This window comes from Caballeronia sp. LZ033, from assembly GCF_031451265.1.
Lineage (GTDB): Bacteria > Pseudomonadota > Gammaproteobacteria > Burkholderiales > Burkholderiaceae > Caballeronia.
Map to the genome: position 1 here is coordinate 898,222 of NZ_JARUXQ010000002.1, position 12,769 is coordinate 910,990.

General features: G+C 60.6%; 26 protein-coding genes. 7 read left to right on the top strand and 19 right to left on the bottom strand.

Going from position 1 to position 12,769, the window contains the following annotated elements:
• Positions 1-5: 5 nt before the first annotated feature.
• Positions 6-695 carry a hypothetical protein gene (locus QCE62_RS19660; RefSeq protein ID WP_309922025.1) on the bottom strand — a complete coding sequence of 230 codons (690 nt, stop codon included), beginning with the start codon at positions 693-695 and terminating at the stop codon, positions 6-8.
• Positions 695-1,486, bottom strand: a complete 792-nt coding sequence (locus tag QCE62_RS19665) for a hypothetical protein (RefSeq protein ID WP_309922028.1) — start codon at positions 1,484-1,486, stop codon at positions 695-697. Before QCE62_RS19665 ends, QCE62_RS19660 begins: the two co-directional genes overlap by 1 nt.
• A 403-nt stretch (positions 1,487-1,889) precedes the next feature.
• On the opposite strand from QCE62_RS19665, the gene QCE62_RS19670 reads away from it, so the two are divergent.
• The gene (locus QCE62_RS19670; RefSeq protein WP_309922029.1) at positions 1,890-2,168 is read left to right on the top strand and encodes a hypothetical protein; all 279 of its coding nucleotides are present in this window, start codon (positions 1,890-1,892) and stop codon (positions 2,166-2,168) included.
• Positions 2,169-2,301: 133 nt separating this feature from the next.
• Here QCE62_RS19670 and QCE62_RS19675 read toward each other — a convergent pair whose 3' ends face one another.
• From QCE62_RS19675 to QCE62_RS19745, 15 genes are all read right to left on the bottom strand, one after another.
• Positions 2,302-2,523 carry a DUF2158 domain-containing protein gene (locus QCE62_RS19675; RefSeq protein ID WP_309922032.1) on the bottom strand — a complete coding sequence of 74 codons (222 nt, stop codon included), beginning with the start codon at positions 2,521-2,523 and terminating at the stop codon, positions 2,302-2,304.
• Between the two features lie 182 nt (positions 2,524-2,705).
• On the bottom strand, positions 2,706-3,179 hold the full coding sequence (locus QCE62_RS19680; protein WP_309922035.1) for a hypothetical protein: 474 nt from the start codon (positions 3,177-3,179) through the stop codon (positions 2,706-2,708).
• A gap of 145 nt (positions 3,180-3,324) precedes the next feature.
• Positions 3,325-3,558 (bottom strand): hypothetical protein, encoded by a 234-nt coding sequence (locus tag QCE62_RS19685; RefSeq protein ID WP_309922037.1) that lies wholly within the window; start codon positions 3,556-3,558, stop codon positions 3,325-3,327.
• An 82-nt stretch (positions 3,559-3,640) separates the two neighbouring features.
• Entirely contained in the window at positions 3,641-4,000 is a 360-nt protein-coding gene (locus tag QCE62_RS19690; RefSeq protein WP_309922039.1) for a hypothetical protein, read from the bottom strand.
• A gap of 14 nt (positions 4,001-4,014) precedes the next feature.
• Entirely contained in the window at positions 4,015-4,443 is a 429-nt protein-coding gene (locus QCE62_RS19695) for a hypothetical protein (protein ID WP_309922041.1), read from the bottom strand.
• Positions 4,440-4,718 carry a hypothetical protein gene (locus tag QCE62_RS19700; RefSeq protein ID WP_309922044.1) on the bottom strand — a complete coding sequence of 93 codons (279 nt, stop codon included), beginning with the start codon at positions 4,716-4,718 and terminating at the stop codon, positions 4,440-4,442. The genes QCE62_RS19695 and QCE62_RS19700 overlap by 4 nt, the downstream gene beginning before the upstream one ends.
• Positions 4,715-5,113, bottom strand: a complete 399-nt coding sequence (locus tag QCE62_RS19705; protein ID WP_309922046.1) for a DUF4406 domain-containing protein — start codon at positions 5,111-5,113, stop codon at positions 4,715-4,717. Before QCE62_RS19705 ends, QCE62_RS19700 begins: the two co-directional genes overlap by 4 nt.
• Complete coding sequence (locus tag QCE62_RS19710; RefSeq protein WP_309922049.1) at positions 5,110-5,778, bottom strand: hypothetical protein; 669 nt, start codon at positions 5,776-5,778, stop codon at positions 5,110-5,112. The genes QCE62_RS19705 and QCE62_RS19710 overlap by 4 nt, the downstream gene beginning before the upstream one ends.
• Positions 5,775-6,230 (bottom strand): DUF1064 domain-containing protein, encoded by a 456-nt coding sequence (locus tag QCE62_RS19715; RefSeq protein ID WP_309922051.1) that lies wholly within the window; start codon positions 6,228-6,230, stop codon positions 5,775-5,777. Before QCE62_RS19715 ends, QCE62_RS19710 begins: the two co-directional genes overlap by 4 nt.
• 47 nt (positions 6,231-6,277) lie before the next feature.
• Positions 6,278-7,378, bottom strand: a complete 1,101-nt coding sequence (locus QCE62_RS19720) for a hypothetical protein (RefSeq protein ID WP_309922053.1) — start codon at positions 7,376-7,378, stop codon at positions 6,278-6,280.
• Positions 7,379-7,380: 2 nt separating this feature from the next.
• Positions 7,381-8,094: a KilA-N domain-containing protein gene (locus QCE62_RS19725; protein ID WP_309922056.1), complete on the bottom strand. Its 714-nt coding sequence runs from the start codon at positions 8,092-8,094 to the stop codon at positions 7,381-7,383.
• The gene (locus QCE62_RS19730; RefSeq protein WP_309922058.1) at positions 8,094-8,396 is read right to left on the bottom strand and encodes a hypothetical protein; all 303 of its coding nucleotides are present in this window, start codon (positions 8,394-8,396) and stop codon (positions 8,094-8,096) included. The genes QCE62_RS19725 and QCE62_RS19730 overlap by 1 nt, the downstream gene beginning before the upstream one ends.
• Positions 8,397-8,404: 8 nt before the next feature.
• Positions 8,405-8,602, bottom strand: a complete 198-nt coding sequence (locus tag QCE62_RS19735) for a hypothetical protein (RefSeq protein ID WP_309922060.1) — start codon at positions 8,600-8,602, stop codon at positions 8,405-8,407.
• A complete protein-coding gene (locus tag QCE62_RS19740; RefSeq protein WP_309922063.1) occupies positions 8,599-8,814 on the bottom strand; it encodes a hypothetical protein in 216 nt (71 codons plus the stop codon). The genes QCE62_RS19735 and QCE62_RS19740 overlap by 4 nt, the downstream gene beginning before the upstream one ends.
• A gap of 95 nt (positions 8,815-8,909) precedes the next feature.
• Entirely contained in the window at positions 8,910-9,185 is a 276-nt protein-coding gene (locus QCE62_RS19745; RefSeq protein ID WP_309922065.1) for a DNA-binding protein, read from the bottom strand.
• An 86-nt stretch (positions 9,186-9,271) separates the two neighbouring features.
• Between QCE62_RS19745 and QCE62_RS19750 the strand changes: the two genes are divergently transcribed.
• A complete protein-coding gene (locus QCE62_RS19750; RefSeq protein WP_309922068.1) occupies positions 9,272-9,604 on the top strand; it encodes a hypothetical protein in 333 nt (110 codons plus the stop codon).
• A gap of 35 nt (positions 9,605-9,639) precedes the next feature.
• Here the strand turns inward: QCE62_RS19750 and QCE62_RS19755 are convergent, their stop codons facing one another.
• Positions 9,640-9,912: a Cro/CI family transcriptional regulator gene (locus QCE62_RS19755; RefSeq protein WP_309922070.1), complete on the bottom strand. Its 273-nt coding sequence runs from the start codon at positions 9,910-9,912 to the stop codon at positions 9,640-9,642.
• A 50-nt stretch (positions 9,913-9,962) separates the two neighbouring features.
• On the opposite strand from QCE62_RS19755, the gene QCE62_RS19760 reads away from it, so the two are divergent.
• Complete coding sequence (locus tag QCE62_RS19760) at positions 9,963-10,862, top strand: S24 family peptidase (protein ID WP_309922073.1); 900 nt, start codon at positions 9,963-9,965, stop codon at positions 10,860-10,862.
• A 27-nt stretch (positions 10,863-10,889) separates the two neighbouring features.
• Positions 10,890-11,360: a hypothetical protein gene (locus QCE62_RS19765; RefSeq protein WP_309922076.1), complete on the top strand. Its 471-nt coding sequence runs from the start codon at positions 10,890-10,892 to the stop codon at positions 11,358-11,360.
• Positions 11,361-11,418: 58 nt separating this feature from the next.
• On the opposite strand, the gene QCE62_RS19770 is transcribed toward QCE62_RS19765, so the two are convergent.
• The gene (locus QCE62_RS19770) at positions 11,419-11,622 is read right to left on the bottom strand and encodes a hypothetical protein (RefSeq protein WP_309922079.1); all 204 of its coding nucleotides are present in this window, start codon (positions 11,620-11,622) and stop codon (positions 11,419-11,421) included.
• Between the two features lie 470 nt (positions 11,623-12,092).
• On the opposite strand from QCE62_RS19770, the gene QCE62_RS19775 reads away from it, so the two are divergent.
• The 3 genes from QCE62_RS19775 (at position 12,093) to QCE62_RS19785 (ending at position 12,726) form a co-directional block, all read left to right on the top strand.
• Positions 12,093-12,233 (top strand): hypothetical protein, encoded by a 141-nt coding sequence (locus QCE62_RS19775; protein WP_309922081.1) that lies wholly within the window; start codon positions 12,093-12,095, stop codon positions 12,231-12,233.
• A 133-nt stretch (positions 12,234-12,366) separates the two neighbouring features.
• Complete coding sequence (locus tag QCE62_RS19780; protein WP_309922084.1) at positions 12,367-12,552, top strand: hypothetical protein; 186 nt, start codon at positions 12,367-12,369, stop codon at positions 12,550-12,552.
• 24 nt (positions 12,553-12,576) lie between these two features.
• Positions 12,577-12,726, top strand: a complete 150-nt coding sequence (locus QCE62_RS19785; RefSeq protein WP_309922087.1) for a hypothetical protein — start codon at positions 12,577-12,579, stop codon at positions 12,724-12,726.
• Positions 12,727-12,769: the final 43 nt, after the last annotated feature.

Consider the following 12,769-nt stretch of genomic DNA (forward strand, 5'->3'; position numbering starts at 1 on the left):
GCCGCTCATCGCCGCGCCGTGGCCAATGCCTTCGCGAAGGCGATAGCAAACTCAGCGCGATAGGTCGCCGCGACCACGTTACGCGCGCGCGCGCCGAAGTCGAGATGCTGGCGCACCGGCTGCGCGTCGCCGAACCGGATGAGCAGCTTGAGGTGACCCGTCTTATTGACGCCGCGCAGCGCGACGCCACGCTTCCCACTGCGCTTCACCGCCTTGACCTCTGTCGGCCGCTGCCAGACACCGCCGATCGACTCGCCGCTCTTCGTCTTGATCGAGCCGACGAAGATGTCCGGTCGCCCTTCCAGACGCTTCAACGCAGCGCGGCTGAAGTTGCCGTACTGGTTCAGAAGCGCCATGTCCTTCGGGTTCAGCCAGGTCTTGCCCGAACCGATCAGCTTGTGCGTGCCGCCGAACTCGTAGGGCGCGAGGTACGCGGCGGCGATGTCCTTCACGAACACCAGCGCTTCCTGAGTGTTCTTCTTCGCGGCCTTGACGCCGATCGAGTTGACCGTGAACGGCGTCGGGCGGTCGAACACCTGTGGGAGGGCCGCTTTCTCAGCGGCCTGAACGCGTTTTGCGACTGCCGTCAGCGCCTGTGCAGACGCGAACGGCAGTTGCTTGCGTTCGAAATCGTTGAGCCTCCGCGTCAGCGCGGCGAGATCCGCCTGAACGCTGATGCGGATGGGGCTCGGCATCACTCGTCCTTGATGGCCGGGTGGTTCTTCAGGTCGGCCAGACGCTGGATGAGGCGCTGGTACTCATGCACGGCGGCGTTGCCGACCATGCGCACCAGTTCCTCGATCTCGCCGATGATCGTCAGCGGATGCTCTTCGGCGACTTCGGCAGCCGACGGATCAGCGGCGCCACCAGCGGCCAAAGGGACAGCGCTCGATTGCGCTTGCGCGTCCAGATTCGGCGCGGCGGGCGTGGGATTGAGGTCAGCCGAACCAGCGCCGCCCGGATCTGCTTGAGCGTCCGTCACGACCGGTTCGGGCGCGTCGACTGCCGCGTCAGCAGTCGATTCCGTAGACGCCGAGGTAGAACTCGCGGCGGCGGCCGGTTGCGTATCGACGCTCGATGCGAAGCTCGCATCCGCCGCGGCGGTCACACTCGGCGAGCCAGTGACAGCCGCATCCGCGTTTCCCGTGTCAGCGCCCGTATCCGAGCCGGTCACAGGCACAGCCGGGTCCTGAGCAGCCAGGGCATCGCCAGCCGTCGGCGCGGCTGACGAGGTTTGCTCCCCCACGTTGGCGCTCGCATCCACGCTCGCGCCGTTGGCGATCAGGTCGGGAACCTCGTCGCGCGTGATCTCGCTGATCGGTGCAACGGCCGCTTCTTCATTGTCGAAGATGATCTTCGTATCGGGATTGAACTTGAGCATCGTGAGCTCCAAATGAAAACGCCCCGGCGAATGCCGAGGCGATATGTAGCGAGAGTGGCCGGCGCTGATCTCCGGCTCAGACAGAAGGTGGTTACTACCCACCATCGTCACGTTTCGGTTAATGGGCACGTGACTGCCTCAGACCATCCTGCCGACTGTCAGGGCAGATCCCTCGCGCATCAGCCTGCGCATTCACTCTCACGACTGGCGGCTGTCCGTGGCGGTACTCCCAGTACGCGATTCACTACAACCGCCATGCGTGAGATGCCTCGTTTCGTGAGGCAGTCGGCCAAGCGTCGCGCGCGCTCGACTTGGCACCGGATGGGCATAGCTTCTTGCCGAACTGGCATTTCATCACGCTCTCGCGGATGGCGGCTACGCTCGCCCCTGCGTACCGAGGCTATACGCTCGCAGCTACTAGCAGCCGCCATTCGCGAAAGCAAGGATGCGCGCCGTCGGTGGCAGAATTGAGGACTCTGACCCCCTCATACCACTACCGAGGCACGCAATGACCGATGAGCAAATCGAAAAGAAGTTTGAGGCAATCACCGCTGAGCTCGACTTTCTGAGAGCGAGGTGTGATGTCCTCTCGCTGGCGCTCAAATACAAAATTCGCACGGAGCACAACGCCGAACCGTTGCTCAGTTTGATCCTGCAAAAAATCGACGAAACAAGTCAGTTAGGACTTTTCTCGGACGCCGTATCGGATGCATATCTCGGGGCATATCGGGCTGCCGGCGAGACAATCGCTCGATGGCGCGAATCTCTGCCGCCCGTTGACGAATGATCTCTTCCCAATCCGAGCCAGTCGGCGCATCGCTGCATTCTTGGCTAGTCATAGCGCACCAGTGAAGACGCCCGCGTGAGTTGCGGGCGAAAACAGTCATGGGCCCTCGAATCGACCGCTAGACGGGGAGGAACTAACCGCGCCTCATCGCAAGCGGTGAACTGGGATCTGTATCGTTCACGACTTTCAGCACATCGACATCAAACACATGCTCTTTCTGCGCGTTCTTTTCGAACCATACGCATTTAGCCCCACGAAGCGGCCCCATCGGGGAATAATCGTCAACTTCCGCGACCGTCATGCGCGGGCCGCCGCTCTTCAACTCTACAACGTCGCCCTTCTTCACTTCGCTCATAGCGAGTCTCCTTGACCACCTTTCTGGTGGAACAGGAATAGTACGGGCCGTGGCAAATGCTTACAACTGATGATAAACGCAAAAAAGCCCGCTCAGCGGCGGGCTCATCGTGGAGACGACTCCGCCTGCCAGTCGGCAAGCGGTACTCACGCACTTGGCGGAAATCAGTCATCTGCGCGCGATTATATGACCAATAATTCCAGTTTACAAGCTTGTTTGCGCGAACTCTTCGTATGATCTTCGATGCGCACTCGCGAGATGCTTTGCGACAGCGACCGCTCCGACTCAGCCAATATCAGATCGAACGGCCGACCGCGCAGCACGATCTTATGCACCCTCCGCATCCGAGCCTGCACCTGATCAGGAGACATGCGCCACACGTATGTGTACTTCAGTACCCATTTGTGAGCGTGGTTTGGAAGAGCGGACCACGCGCGCTCGACCAGCCATCCGTCCCGCTCGACAGGCGTCACGTTCGCCGGCGCCTCGCACGCATCGCGGAGTGCCACATACAGCCGCGCCCACTGCGCGCAAACGCCAGATTGAAATTTCGGCATGCGCACCGTGTGCCCCCAGTTGTCGAATCGCTGCTCGATCGTTTCGAATTTCACTGATCCTCCGATTCGTATTTCCTGCATCGCCGCATCGCGGCCCATTCCGTCGACGCCTTCTGATTCCCTTGGCTGCACACGTATTTGCGCGTGCCGCCCCAGCGCGAGAGTTCAAGAGCCGCGCATCCGAGGCACGTGCCGTCCTGCTTCCGCTCCAGGACGACAGCCGGATCCATGAACTCGAAGCTCCTCACATTTCCACCCGGAACGAGAGGCCCCAGTGGCACAGCCAACTGATGAGCGGGTCGTGGATCTCCGGCGTGCGCGGGAAAGGGAACTGGATCTCGCCGTCGTCTCGCTCGATGCCCGTGACCGGGCAACCAATGAAGGCGATCAGCTTGTCCCCGTCGACGGTGCGCCGCGCCGCGTTGTCCATCAGCGGGCGCGGCACGTCGGATGCCTCGATGTATGCGAATGCGCTCATTGCTTTTGAGGTGTCGGTTGCGTCCAGTCACGGCGCCGAATGCCCAGCGCCACCCACAGCGGATCAAAGTTGTCTGGAAGGGTCATGAGATGTCCTTTTGCTGTGCTGGCGTCGGCGCGACGGCGGCGAGCCATTCCTGATCTCCGCTTTCGAGGAACGCGGCGAGCGTCTTTTTGTTGTCCCGGATCAGGCAGCCGATCCATGCATGCTCCTCGTCGACCCACGCCTTGCTTCTCTTCCCGACCCAACTGCGCGCGTTCGGCGGAATGAACGCCAACACCTCGACGCCAACATCGGCTCCGTGGAGATTCGACTTGCGGCGCACGCCATACGCTGTCGTGTGTACCGGGCTCGGCTCATTCGTCACGACCTGCCGCCCTTTCGCACGGCCGCGCCGAAAGACGGTCACGACCGGGGCCAACACATACGCCTGCACCTGCATTGGTTCCATCGTTCTCACGCTGCTTCCTCCATCAAGCCCATCTTTCGTGCCCTCTTCGGCTTCCACCGCGCGAGCGCGTCGTCGAATGCCGCGCACTTCGCTTCCCATGGCGCGCCGCCTCTGTCGAGCCATTCGTGGCACGCCGCGCAGCCAGGCACCGTGAACCAGTGTTTCGCCTTCAGCGCGCCAGCCTTGCCGTGCGCCGACTGGTTCGAATGGCAGTCGACGACCGTCGGATCGGCCCAGTCAGTCCATGGGCACTTCACGTTCAGGAAGCACGGCTCGCCGCGGCACGCCGCCAGATACTTCGAGCCTTCCTCGACGGTCGGCTTCTTCACGCGCGCTTTCAGCGTCGATCGGCGAAGCGACGTCGCGCGGTCCGCCAGGGGCCACGCAGACCGCTTCAGCGGCGTCCTGCTCTCGAGCGGCTTGTTGCGTTTCATTCTTCGGTGCCCTCGCCGATCACGTCGTCTAGCCACTTATCCATGCACGGAATGCACACGTAGCTCTTGCCCCAGAAATCGCCGTCAACGAGCGCTTTCTCGAAGCGAGCCGTGTCGCCGCGTGCGATCGTATGTTTGTCGCCAAACGGAGCCGCACCCATGAAGCACTGGTGCTCCTTCCGCACCTTGACCAACTTCACCGTGCGGCATTTAATGTCGGCCTCGTCGCCCTCGAATGGGTCATACGCGAGGTAGTCGCTCTCCGCGTATTTCACTGGGCCTCCGCAATCTGTGCGCTCGCACGGCTTTCCATCTCTTCCATGACCTCGACGACCGCTTCCTGTGAGATCACAGGGATTTCGCCGCCAGCGAGCCCGATGATGTGGCGCGCCAGGAACACCCGCATACCCAGCCCGCGCGCGATTGAATGTTCCAACGTGGCGCCCGGCGAGCGGTCCCAGCCGGGCAGCAGTGAGATGGCTTCGCACTCCACAAGCACTTTGATGTCCGCGCGCATGGCCGTGAGCCAGGTCGGATTCGGGCCGACGTCCACCTCAGCCGGGCTCACGACTTCGAAGCCCAACGCGCGCAGCCGCGCCGCCTCGGCATGAAAGGCCGGGAAGTTCATTTCGGCGTAGCCGGTCATCGGCCCAGCGATATAAATCTTCATGTGGCCACCTGCTGGGCGAGTGTTGAGAAAGGATTGATGGCGCCACTCTTGATGCGCCGCGCCGCGCGCCAGTCGCGCATGTACTGATTGCGGCTTCGAGCAACCGGTCGTTGAACGTCCGGCTCGCTGCCGAGCGCCCACACCGGCCATAACGCGCCCGCGCTGCCGTGGTCTGTCCGGCCCCATCCAGCGATGCGGTACGCAGTTCCGTGACCACGTGCGAGAACCTCGGCAACCGTTCCGCGCCCAGCGCGAACGCGGCGATAGATCTGTGTCACGGTCATCTGCCGGCCGTCGGCCAGCGCCTTGCGAACCTCCACGTCCACCCACGAGAACGAGACGTTCTTCAAATTCCCGCCGCGCGCGGTGAGGCCCAATCGCTTCGCGTGCTCAAGCGTTGCGCGCCACGAACGGCCAGGCAAGCGGTGAAGATGGCTCTTCAGCGAGCCTTTCTCAGCCCAGAGCCGCCGCAACTCTGCGTCCTCGGATTCCGTCCAGGGCCTGTTCGCGTCGGGACGTAGCCCGAGCTTCAGGTCCTTCGCTTTACTGCGCACAGCTTCCGGCGACCGCGCGAATTTTTTAGACAGCTGCTCCATGGTGGCGTCCGTCGGCCATGCGACGGTCAATGCGGTGACCTCCGCCGTCGTCCAGGTCTTATTTCTCATCGAATTTCCTCCACATCCCAACCGCCGCCGTCGCGCTGCTTCACCGGAAACGCGACCTTGAACACGAACGGAAACTTGTCCGCGGCGACCTTCATCTTGACTTTCGCGTCATCGCTGAAGATCGCGCGCGCGCCCTTTACGTCATGCATTTCGAGCTGTCCGTCCGCCGCCATGACCGCATAGTCGACGGTCAAGAACGTCTTCGGCGCGAGCTTCAGCTTGATGCCCTCGAACAGGTACCACCGGATCTCGCCTGCGCTCTTGCGCTGCTCCAGGTGCGCGGCATACCGCTTTTCTGTAGCGTTCTCTTCGCCATCACGCAGACGGCCGAGCGCATGAAGCGCACTCTTCGCGGGTGCAACGGCTTGGCGCTGAGGAACTGCCGGCGCGGCTGACGAATGCTCGGCCGATTGCCGTGCTGGCCACGGCTCGCATACGGTCGATGTGCCCATTCGGCCATCCGCGATCGCGCTCTCAGGGAAACGGAGTGAGTTCTTGCTCATGACGCGTAGTCGTCCACAGGCATGAGCGCATCGCCGAACATCCGGCGCGCGAATTGATAGAGGTCGACCGAGTTGAAGCGCTGTGCATCGTTGAGCACATGCTCAGCGGCCTTCCGATCCTTCGCGGCACGGACCACGAGCACCCGGTAGTAGCGCCAATCCTCGTCGGGCTTGCGCTCACGCTGACCGAGTTCCTTACCCTTCGCGTCCACGCCCTCGGGCGACTTGAACCACTCACCAACCGGCGCAGCAACAGTCGATGCAGGAACGGCGGCAGGCGCCATAACCTCGGTGATGAACGGGGAAACGAACGCGGGATAGGTCGGACGCTCGTCGCCGTCTTCATCGCGGCGCGCGGCGGCGCGGCGATGCGCTTCTCGGAGATGCTCGGCACTGACGTCCTTCCCGACCCACGTCAGCACATGGGTGCGATCCTTACTTCGATCGATGGTCAGGTTTTTGCCGCGTCCCGCTTCGAGCGCGATCAGCAGGTCCGTGAGCTCGCGCTCGGGGTTGCTTTCGCTTTTCGAATCACAGGCAGCAGCAGCGGCAAAGTTATCCACAGGCGGCTTCGCGGGCGCTGCTGCTGCTGTAGTCTTTGAAGTAGTCTCTGCAGTAGTCTTTGTCTGAATAACGACATGGTCTTTCCCCTCTCCGCGGTCGAGGGTTTCACGTGTCGGCGGAGTGGTGATTGCCTCGTCCGCGGGCTGGACTTTCCCTGTTTCCCGAAATGGACTTTCCCCATTTCGGGAAATGGACTTTTCCCGTTTCGGCGCGTCGCCCGACAGCAGGGCTTCGAGGGCATCTTCATCGATGCGGAAATACAGCTTGTGCTCGAGTCGCTTGTTCGTTTCCACCAGTACGCCGCGCGTGCGCAGCGCCTTGCGCGCGTTGCGCTGCTCTTCGTACGAAAGACCGGTTTCTTCCTGCAGCTCATCAGCCGTCTTGAACACGCCGAGCGGGTTCTGCGTGCGTGCCTGCCAATAGAAAAGCTGACCGAACAGGACGGCCGCGTTCACCCCGCCGAGCTTCGGCGCAAGGCCAGGGTGATAGGCGATCGGGCGGCCGATCTCGCGGAGCAAATCTGAAAGCTTCACGCTCAAGCCTCCAGGCGCTGCACTTCGCAAGCCAGCGGGCCGGCGTACTGCAAGCAATAGAGTTTGTGCAACTCGGTTTTGCGCTTTTCGTAGGGCAGGCCGAAGTCGATGAGAGAGGCGTTGTACCGCTGCAAATGGGTGATGCACTTGATTTCGAGGGCGGTCAGGGTGTCACGGATCGAATCGTCAGGACCCAGACCATGCGCGGCGCGATACTGTTTCGCCGACATGCCGAGCGCAACGCGGTTGATGAGGTCGAACTCGTTGACGAAGTGGTAGTGCTCGACCTCTTTTCCGACGACCTTGCGCGCATGAATCACAGCGTCAGTGAGCGCTGGGGCTTCGAGGCGTGCTGCCTGCCGATCTGAACGCGGCTGCGCGAGCCGCATCGCCTCTTCGAGCGCACCGGTCGCAAGAGCGTCATATGCTCGGATGACCTGCACGTGAAACGCAGCACTGATCCACATTGCATACGCGTAGACCATTTCCTTGCACGCGTATGTCCCCGGCGCGCGTCCTCCCTTCACCGAGACCAAAGCCGGAATTCCGGCTTTGCCTATTTCTTGAGCAAGTTCACGTGTCCTCTGGTTTTCCACGAAGCGTGACGGACGATGACGCTCTTCTCCGCCCGCCGCACGATGAAGATCGTTCAGGCTATAGCGGCCCTGCTTGTCCGCATGAATAGCAACTCCACCGATCTCGATCATCGAGTTCATCAGATGGCCTCCCGGGAATCGCGGCAGTTGCGCACAGCCGTCTCGAGGCGACGCTGGGCGTTGTACAGGGCTGCCTTCGCTTCGTGGAGCGCGAGGTATTGCTTGCGCGTCGCGCGACGGAACTTCGGATCTTCCTTGTCGATGTAGCCGCTCACCTTCTCCTTCGAGCGGTACCTGCTGCAGGCGTCGTGATAGTTCCAGCGCGCGCGCCGCACCTCATGTCGGAACTGCATGAACTCGATCGCACGGCGCGCGACGAGGTCCTTCGTCCAGACCGGGCTGACCTTGATGACGTTGTTCATGGATGACCTCACAGGTCGTGGTCGTGACCGCACGGCAGAACGCCGTGGATGTCTTGATAGGCGCCGCAGGCGATGCACTGCTTGGCGCCAATCAGACGCGCGCGCTCGGCGGGCGTGAGGCCACACGCGGCAGAAACGCGGTCGAGCATCGCTTCGTGGATGTCGAGCATGGCGCCCGCGTCGATCTGGGGAAGAATCGTGCTCACGATGCTTTCCCCTTCGCCGCTTTCGAGGAGTCCGCCTTCAGCAGCGAGAACTGATGCGACAGCCCGGAGCGGATGTCAGCCAGCTCGCCGGGATAGGTGAGCCCGCGCACGGCCGCGCCACACATCGCGTCGCGGATCTGCTTCTGCTCCGCCGGCGTCAGTGCGACTGGCGGATCACCCGGTGTGAGCACCGAATTCGAGTTGTTTTGCATGGGATCTCCAGCCGGCGCACCGGTCAGTAGTACTGAATCGAAACATAAGAGGCCTGCCGCGCAAGCTCCTTGTGTTACGACTCTTCCCAGCTGCCCTACCGCATGCCGCACTCGCCCATGCCCGCTCTCGCGCACTCGCAGGACATGCCGACCTTCCCGATGACCCACATCGCATCGAGGTATTGGCGGGTGACGACGGCGAGCGACGTGAGCTCGATTGCGGTATTCAACTGCTCCTTCTTGATGCCCAGTTCGCCGGACAGGAATCGCGACACCTGCGACGAATCCCATCCAAGCTTCTCGGCTGCACGCTTCGATTCCGGGCCGCGCAGCAACGCCACAAGCGACTCGGTTATGTCCGGCTTCAACATGGTTCATTCCCCGACAATCTGTGCTGAGTGCTGTTGCACCGCAGCGTGGTTAAAGTTGGTTCACTTCTTCGCGAGTGAGACCAACCATGAAAAAAAAGAAACTTGTGATCGGCCTAGCTTGGTACAGAGAGGCGGATTACGACCGACTTAAAACCGTCTTCACTGACGGTCACGCCCTTCCCGCTACCTACGTCGAGTGGCTCAAGAAAGCCGAGAAGATCCGCAATGCTCGTGTTTCGAAGGGCGACGTCGTCGTGAAGGCGTACATCGATCCTGACCGGTTCAGCGAGTGGTGCCACATCCATCGAAAGAACGTCGATGCCAGCGGTCGCACGCACTTCGCAATTGCCGTCGCCGCCGACTTCGGACGAAATCTCAAGAACCATCAGCTCGGAATCCATCTTGGATTCGGCGGCTAAGCGCGAGTCGAGCCATGAGGCGTAGTTGGAGGGGCTCATGCGGACGCGACCTCATAGCCGGAACGGACTCCAGGCGGAACGCCGTCGTCTGGGTTCGGGTAGAGCGCCGGGCAAAGCTGGTGCGGTGTCTTGCGCCAATCCGTCTTTTCAGCGAGCCAGATGACTCTGCTCGGCGGGAGCGCCTTGCGCCACTTGCTCACCGCCCAAGGTCGAATTCCGACGAGGCGCGCGACTGCGCTGTCCCCGCCGATCAAATCGATGGCTTCTGAAACGGCATCAATGGCTTGGAGGGGAGTGTGCTTGTTCATAAACACACTCTACTACTTAAAGTAGCTTTATACAACAACAAAAAGTAGAAATGACGACAAACGCGCGCGCCGATACACTTCTACCTATGGTAGAAAAACATCAATTACCGATCCTTTACCCAGAGTTCGCCGAACGGCTAACTGCCGCTCTGCGTGAAAAGGGCTTGAAGGTAGGTCACATCGTCGAGTACTTCAAAAAACGGGGCAGCGGGATCAGCTATGAGATGGTGCGCCGTTACACGCTGGGACAGGCGATGCCACGCCCGGAGAAACTCACGCTGCTCGCAGATGCTGTCGGACTGACGCCGCAAACATTGGTATTTGGCGCCACAACCGAGACATCCACTGGTCCGATTGAACCGTCGAAAAGAGGCCAACAAGCGGCTCTGTTCGAGGGAAAGCAGGCTGATCAATCCGCTAGTCTTTCCGAGAGAGACGCGCAGCCGGGATCTCTGTCGGACGGCCGCGTGACAGTGAATATCAGACCGATCCTCGCGTGGGAAGACGAGTCAGAACTTGGCGAAGAATACGTTTTGATACCGAGGCTTGATATAAAGGTATCCGCCGGCAACGGACGGATCGTGTGGGAAGTCGACGAAAAAGGCCAAAAGCAGGCTTTCCGCCGGTCATGGTGTGACCGTATAGGTGTGCGCGCTGGCCAAGCCGCGACTGTCGTCGCAGAGGGCTCGAGTATGGAACCCCGCGTCGTTGACGGCGATTCGCTAGTGGTCGACTACAAGGCGAAGCAGATCATCGACGGCAAAGTGTATGTGCTCGCGTATCAGAACGAGGTGTACGTGAAACGGCTCTTCAAGAAGCCCGGCGGTGGGTTGACCATTCGCTCCGACAACCCGGACAAAGCCCGCTATCCCGACATGGACGTTCCACTATCGGACATGGAGCACGTCGAGATTATCGCGCGCGTGGTCGCCGTCAGCGGTGCTATGTGAAAGACCCTCGAAGGAAATACCACACCCATGAAGATTGCGATTCTGTACGCTGCGGCATCTTTGCTATGCATGTGCAACCCGGCAAGCGCTCAATCGACGGAACCGTGGAGGTCCGTATCGACAACCTTGTTTGTCCTGCAATCTCAAGAAAAAGCTGATCTTCTTCTCGGCGCCAATGTAGACAGTCGGACCAACGACATGACGATCAATCTGTTCGATTTTGGCGGCAAGATTTGCCACGACGGTCAAGACGAGCCGGTCTCCTCCGCTACTCCAATCAGCATCAATGGTCAGCTGGTGCGATTCATATCCGGTTGCATCAATGGAACGCGAATCCTTCAACCGTCTTCGGCTCGGGGAAAAAAATTCCTCAACGACGCGGTAGCTTCCGGCCAGCCTGTTGTGCTGGATGAAGGGTTTAATCGCCCTCTACACTATCCCGGAACGAATACATCAGCCATCCGAGGCAAACTCCGCGCGGCGCGGGATGCTATGTGACCTTAGAAGTAACTTCTGTGATTTCTAATTGAACCCGCTTCGGCGGGTTTTTTGTCGGCTATCGGTCGCCCCGCCAGGTGAACACAGCTGGCTCTGGGGTTTCAGTCTGCTTCGCGTTCAGCGAACGTAGCTCGTCCCGTATTTCTTCCATCAGTGTGATCCGCTCGGGGACACGCAGGTACCACAGCACCAGCTCGCGCATGGCCAAAAACCCGATGAACCAGAGCGCGAAACCGACGCAGATCCAGATCGCAGTCCACATACCCCTCTCCCCCTCGTTTTCGTCTGATTCTAAGCGCTTCGTGCCGCCTCGCGAGTAAAAGTCGACGCGTCTTCACAACACCGTATGGCGGACTGTCGCATCGATCCGCAAGTTTCTACTTTTAGTTGTTGACATGATAGCTACTTTAAGTAGAATTCAACTCATGCGCTGGACGAACAGCGCGCCGGAAGCGGGAACCCTGATCTCAATGCACTGAACCAGTGTCTTGTCATCAGGGTTTCGAGAAAGCATCCGGCTCGCGCCCAGCGATCGCTCTTTACCACTGATACCTGATGAACAGGCGTGTAATCGCCCTGCCCATGGCCCGGACGGCAGAACGTAAAAGTCCCGGAAATGGCGGCCAGATGAGCCGCTACCGAAAGGCGCCCAGTGCTCGGTGGCGTGGTAACCGACACAGCAGTCTTATCAGTGCGCCACGTGTGACGCACCGCTAAGACAAGGAGCGCGGCATGTCGGCATTGGCGAAGGATTTGATTGAGCTGGTGAGACTCGCACAGGGCGGCGCAGGTGCTTTGACCGAGCATCTGCTTCGAGAGATCGCAAACAACATCATCGCGCCTGGCGTCAGTGACGCGCGTGCCGGTGGATAGGGGAAATCGTGAACAGCGCATGCAACGACGCTGAGCTCAGTGCCTTCGCGGCGCTGAACATGGCCATTACCGTGCTGTCGCTCGTTGGCATAACGACGACGGTCATCTGTGCAGTCTTCAGGGGGATGCTGTGATGAGAACGCCCGCAAAAAACACCGACCTGCGCCACGTCGATACCGGCCTTTCGCCGACCGAGCGCGCCGCGGCAGTGCGTGATGGGAAGCTTCAGAAGGCCATCCGCGCGCTGGGAACGAGCTGGCTGCTGCACCCGCAGTACGCCGGCCACTACCAGCCCGAACTGCACAAGCGTTCCCGCTAAATCGTCGTCCCGAAAAGGCTCACCATGAACTTCTATCAGATAGCAGTCCTGATTTGGGCAGTATCAATGATCAGCGCGATTCTGTTCGTCCGCGGCGCTGATGCGCGCGTCGATCGCCGACATTCAGAGCTGGAGCAGCGCAGGAAGCGCATCAACTGGCCGGCGTCGTACTGATTTCCAACCAGCACAGCGGCCCGGCGCTATATCCGGGATGAAT

Bases quoted from the DNA above. Each gene is read 5' to 3' on its own strand.
- QCE62_RS19660 (WP_309922025.1), bottom strand. From the start codon at position 695: ATGCCGAGCCCCATCCGCATCAGCGTTCAGGCGGATCTCGCCGCGCTG.
- QCE62_RS19665 (WP_309922028.1), bottom strand. From the start codon at position 1,486: ATGGTGGGTAGTAACCACCTTCTGTCTGAGCCGGAGATCAGCGCCGGC.
- QCE62_RS19670 (WP_309922029.1), top strand. From the start codon at position 1,890: ATGACCGATGAGCAAATCGAAAAGAAGTTTGAGGCAATCACCGCTGAG.
- QCE62_RS19675 (WP_309922032.1), bottom strand. From the start codon at position 2,523: ATGAGCGAAGTGAAGAAGGGCGACGTTGTAGAGTTGAAGAGCGGCGGC.
- QCE62_RS19680 (WP_309922035.1), bottom strand. From the start codon at position 3,179: ATGGGCCGCGATGCGGCGATGCAGGAAATACGAATCGGAGGATCAGTG.
- QCE62_RS19685 (WP_309922037.1), bottom strand. From the start codon at position 3,558: ATGAGCGCATTCGCATACATCGAGGCATCCGACGTGCCGCGCCCGCTG.
- QCE62_RS19690 (WP_309922039.1), bottom strand. From the start codon at position 4,000: ATGCAGGTGCAGGCGTATGTGTTGGCCCCGGTCGTGACCGTCTTTCGG.
- QCE62_RS19695 (WP_309922041.1), bottom strand. From the start codon at position 4,443: ATGAAACGCAACAAGCCGCTCGAGAGCAGGACGCCGCTGAAGCGGTCT.
- QCE62_RS19705 (WP_309922046.1), bottom strand. From the start codon at position 5,113: ATGAAGATTTATATCGCTGGGCCGATGACCGGCTACGCCGAAATGAAC.
- QCE62_RS19710 (WP_309922049.1), bottom strand. From the start codon at position 5,778: ATGAGAAATAAGACCTGGACGACGGCGGAGGTCACCGCATTGACCGTC.
- QCE62_RS19715 (WP_309922051.1), bottom strand. From the start codon at position 6,230: ATGGGCACATCGACCGTATGCGAGCCGTGGCCAGCACGGCAATCGGCC.
- QCE62_RS19725 (WP_309922056.1), bottom strand. From the start codon at position 8,094: ATGAACTCGATGATCGAGATCGGTGGAGTTGCTATTCATGCGGACAAG.
- QCE62_RS19730 (WP_309922058.1), bottom strand. From the start codon at position 8,396: ATGAACAACGTCATCAAGGTCAGCCCGGTCTGGACGAAGGACCTCGTC.
- QCE62_RS19740 (WP_309922063.1), bottom strand. From the start codon at position 8,814: ATGCAAAACAACTCGAATTCGGTGCTCACACCGGGTGATCCGCCAGTC.
- QCE62_RS19745 (WP_309922065.1), bottom strand. From the start codon at position 9,185: ATGTTGAAGCCGGACATAACCGAGTCGCTTGTGGCGTTGCTGCGCGGC.
- QCE62_RS19750 (WP_309922068.1), top strand. From the start codon at position 9,272: ATGAAAAAAAAGAAACTTGTGATCGGCCTAGCTTGGTACAGAGAGGCG.
- QCE62_RS19755 (WP_309922070.1), bottom strand. From the start codon at position 9,912: ATGAACAAGCACACTCCCCTCCAAGCCATTGATGCCGTTTCAGAAGCC.
- QCE62_RS19760 (WP_309922073.1), top strand. From the start codon at position 9,963: ATGACGACAAACGCGCGCGCCGATACACTTCTACCTATGGTAGAAAAA.
- QCE62_RS19765 (WP_309922076.1), top strand. From the start codon at position 10,890: ATGAAGATTGCGATTCTGTACGCTGCGGCATCTTTGCTATGCATGTGC.
- QCE62_RS19770 (WP_309922079.1), bottom strand. From the start codon at position 11,622: ATGTGGACTGCGATCTGGATCTGCGTCGGTTTCGCGCTCTGGTTCATC.
- QCE62_RS19775 (WP_309922081.1), top strand. From the start codon at position 12,093: ATGTCGGCATTGGCGAAGGATTTGATTGAGCTGGTGAGACTCGCACAG.
- QCE62_RS19780 (WP_309922084.1), top strand. From the start codon at position 12,367: ATGAGAACGCCCGCAAAAAACACCGACCTGCGCCACGTCGATACCGGC.
- QCE62_RS19785 (WP_309922087.1), top strand. From the start codon at position 12,577: ATGAACTTCTATCAGATAGCAGTCCTGATTTGGGCAGTATCAATGATC.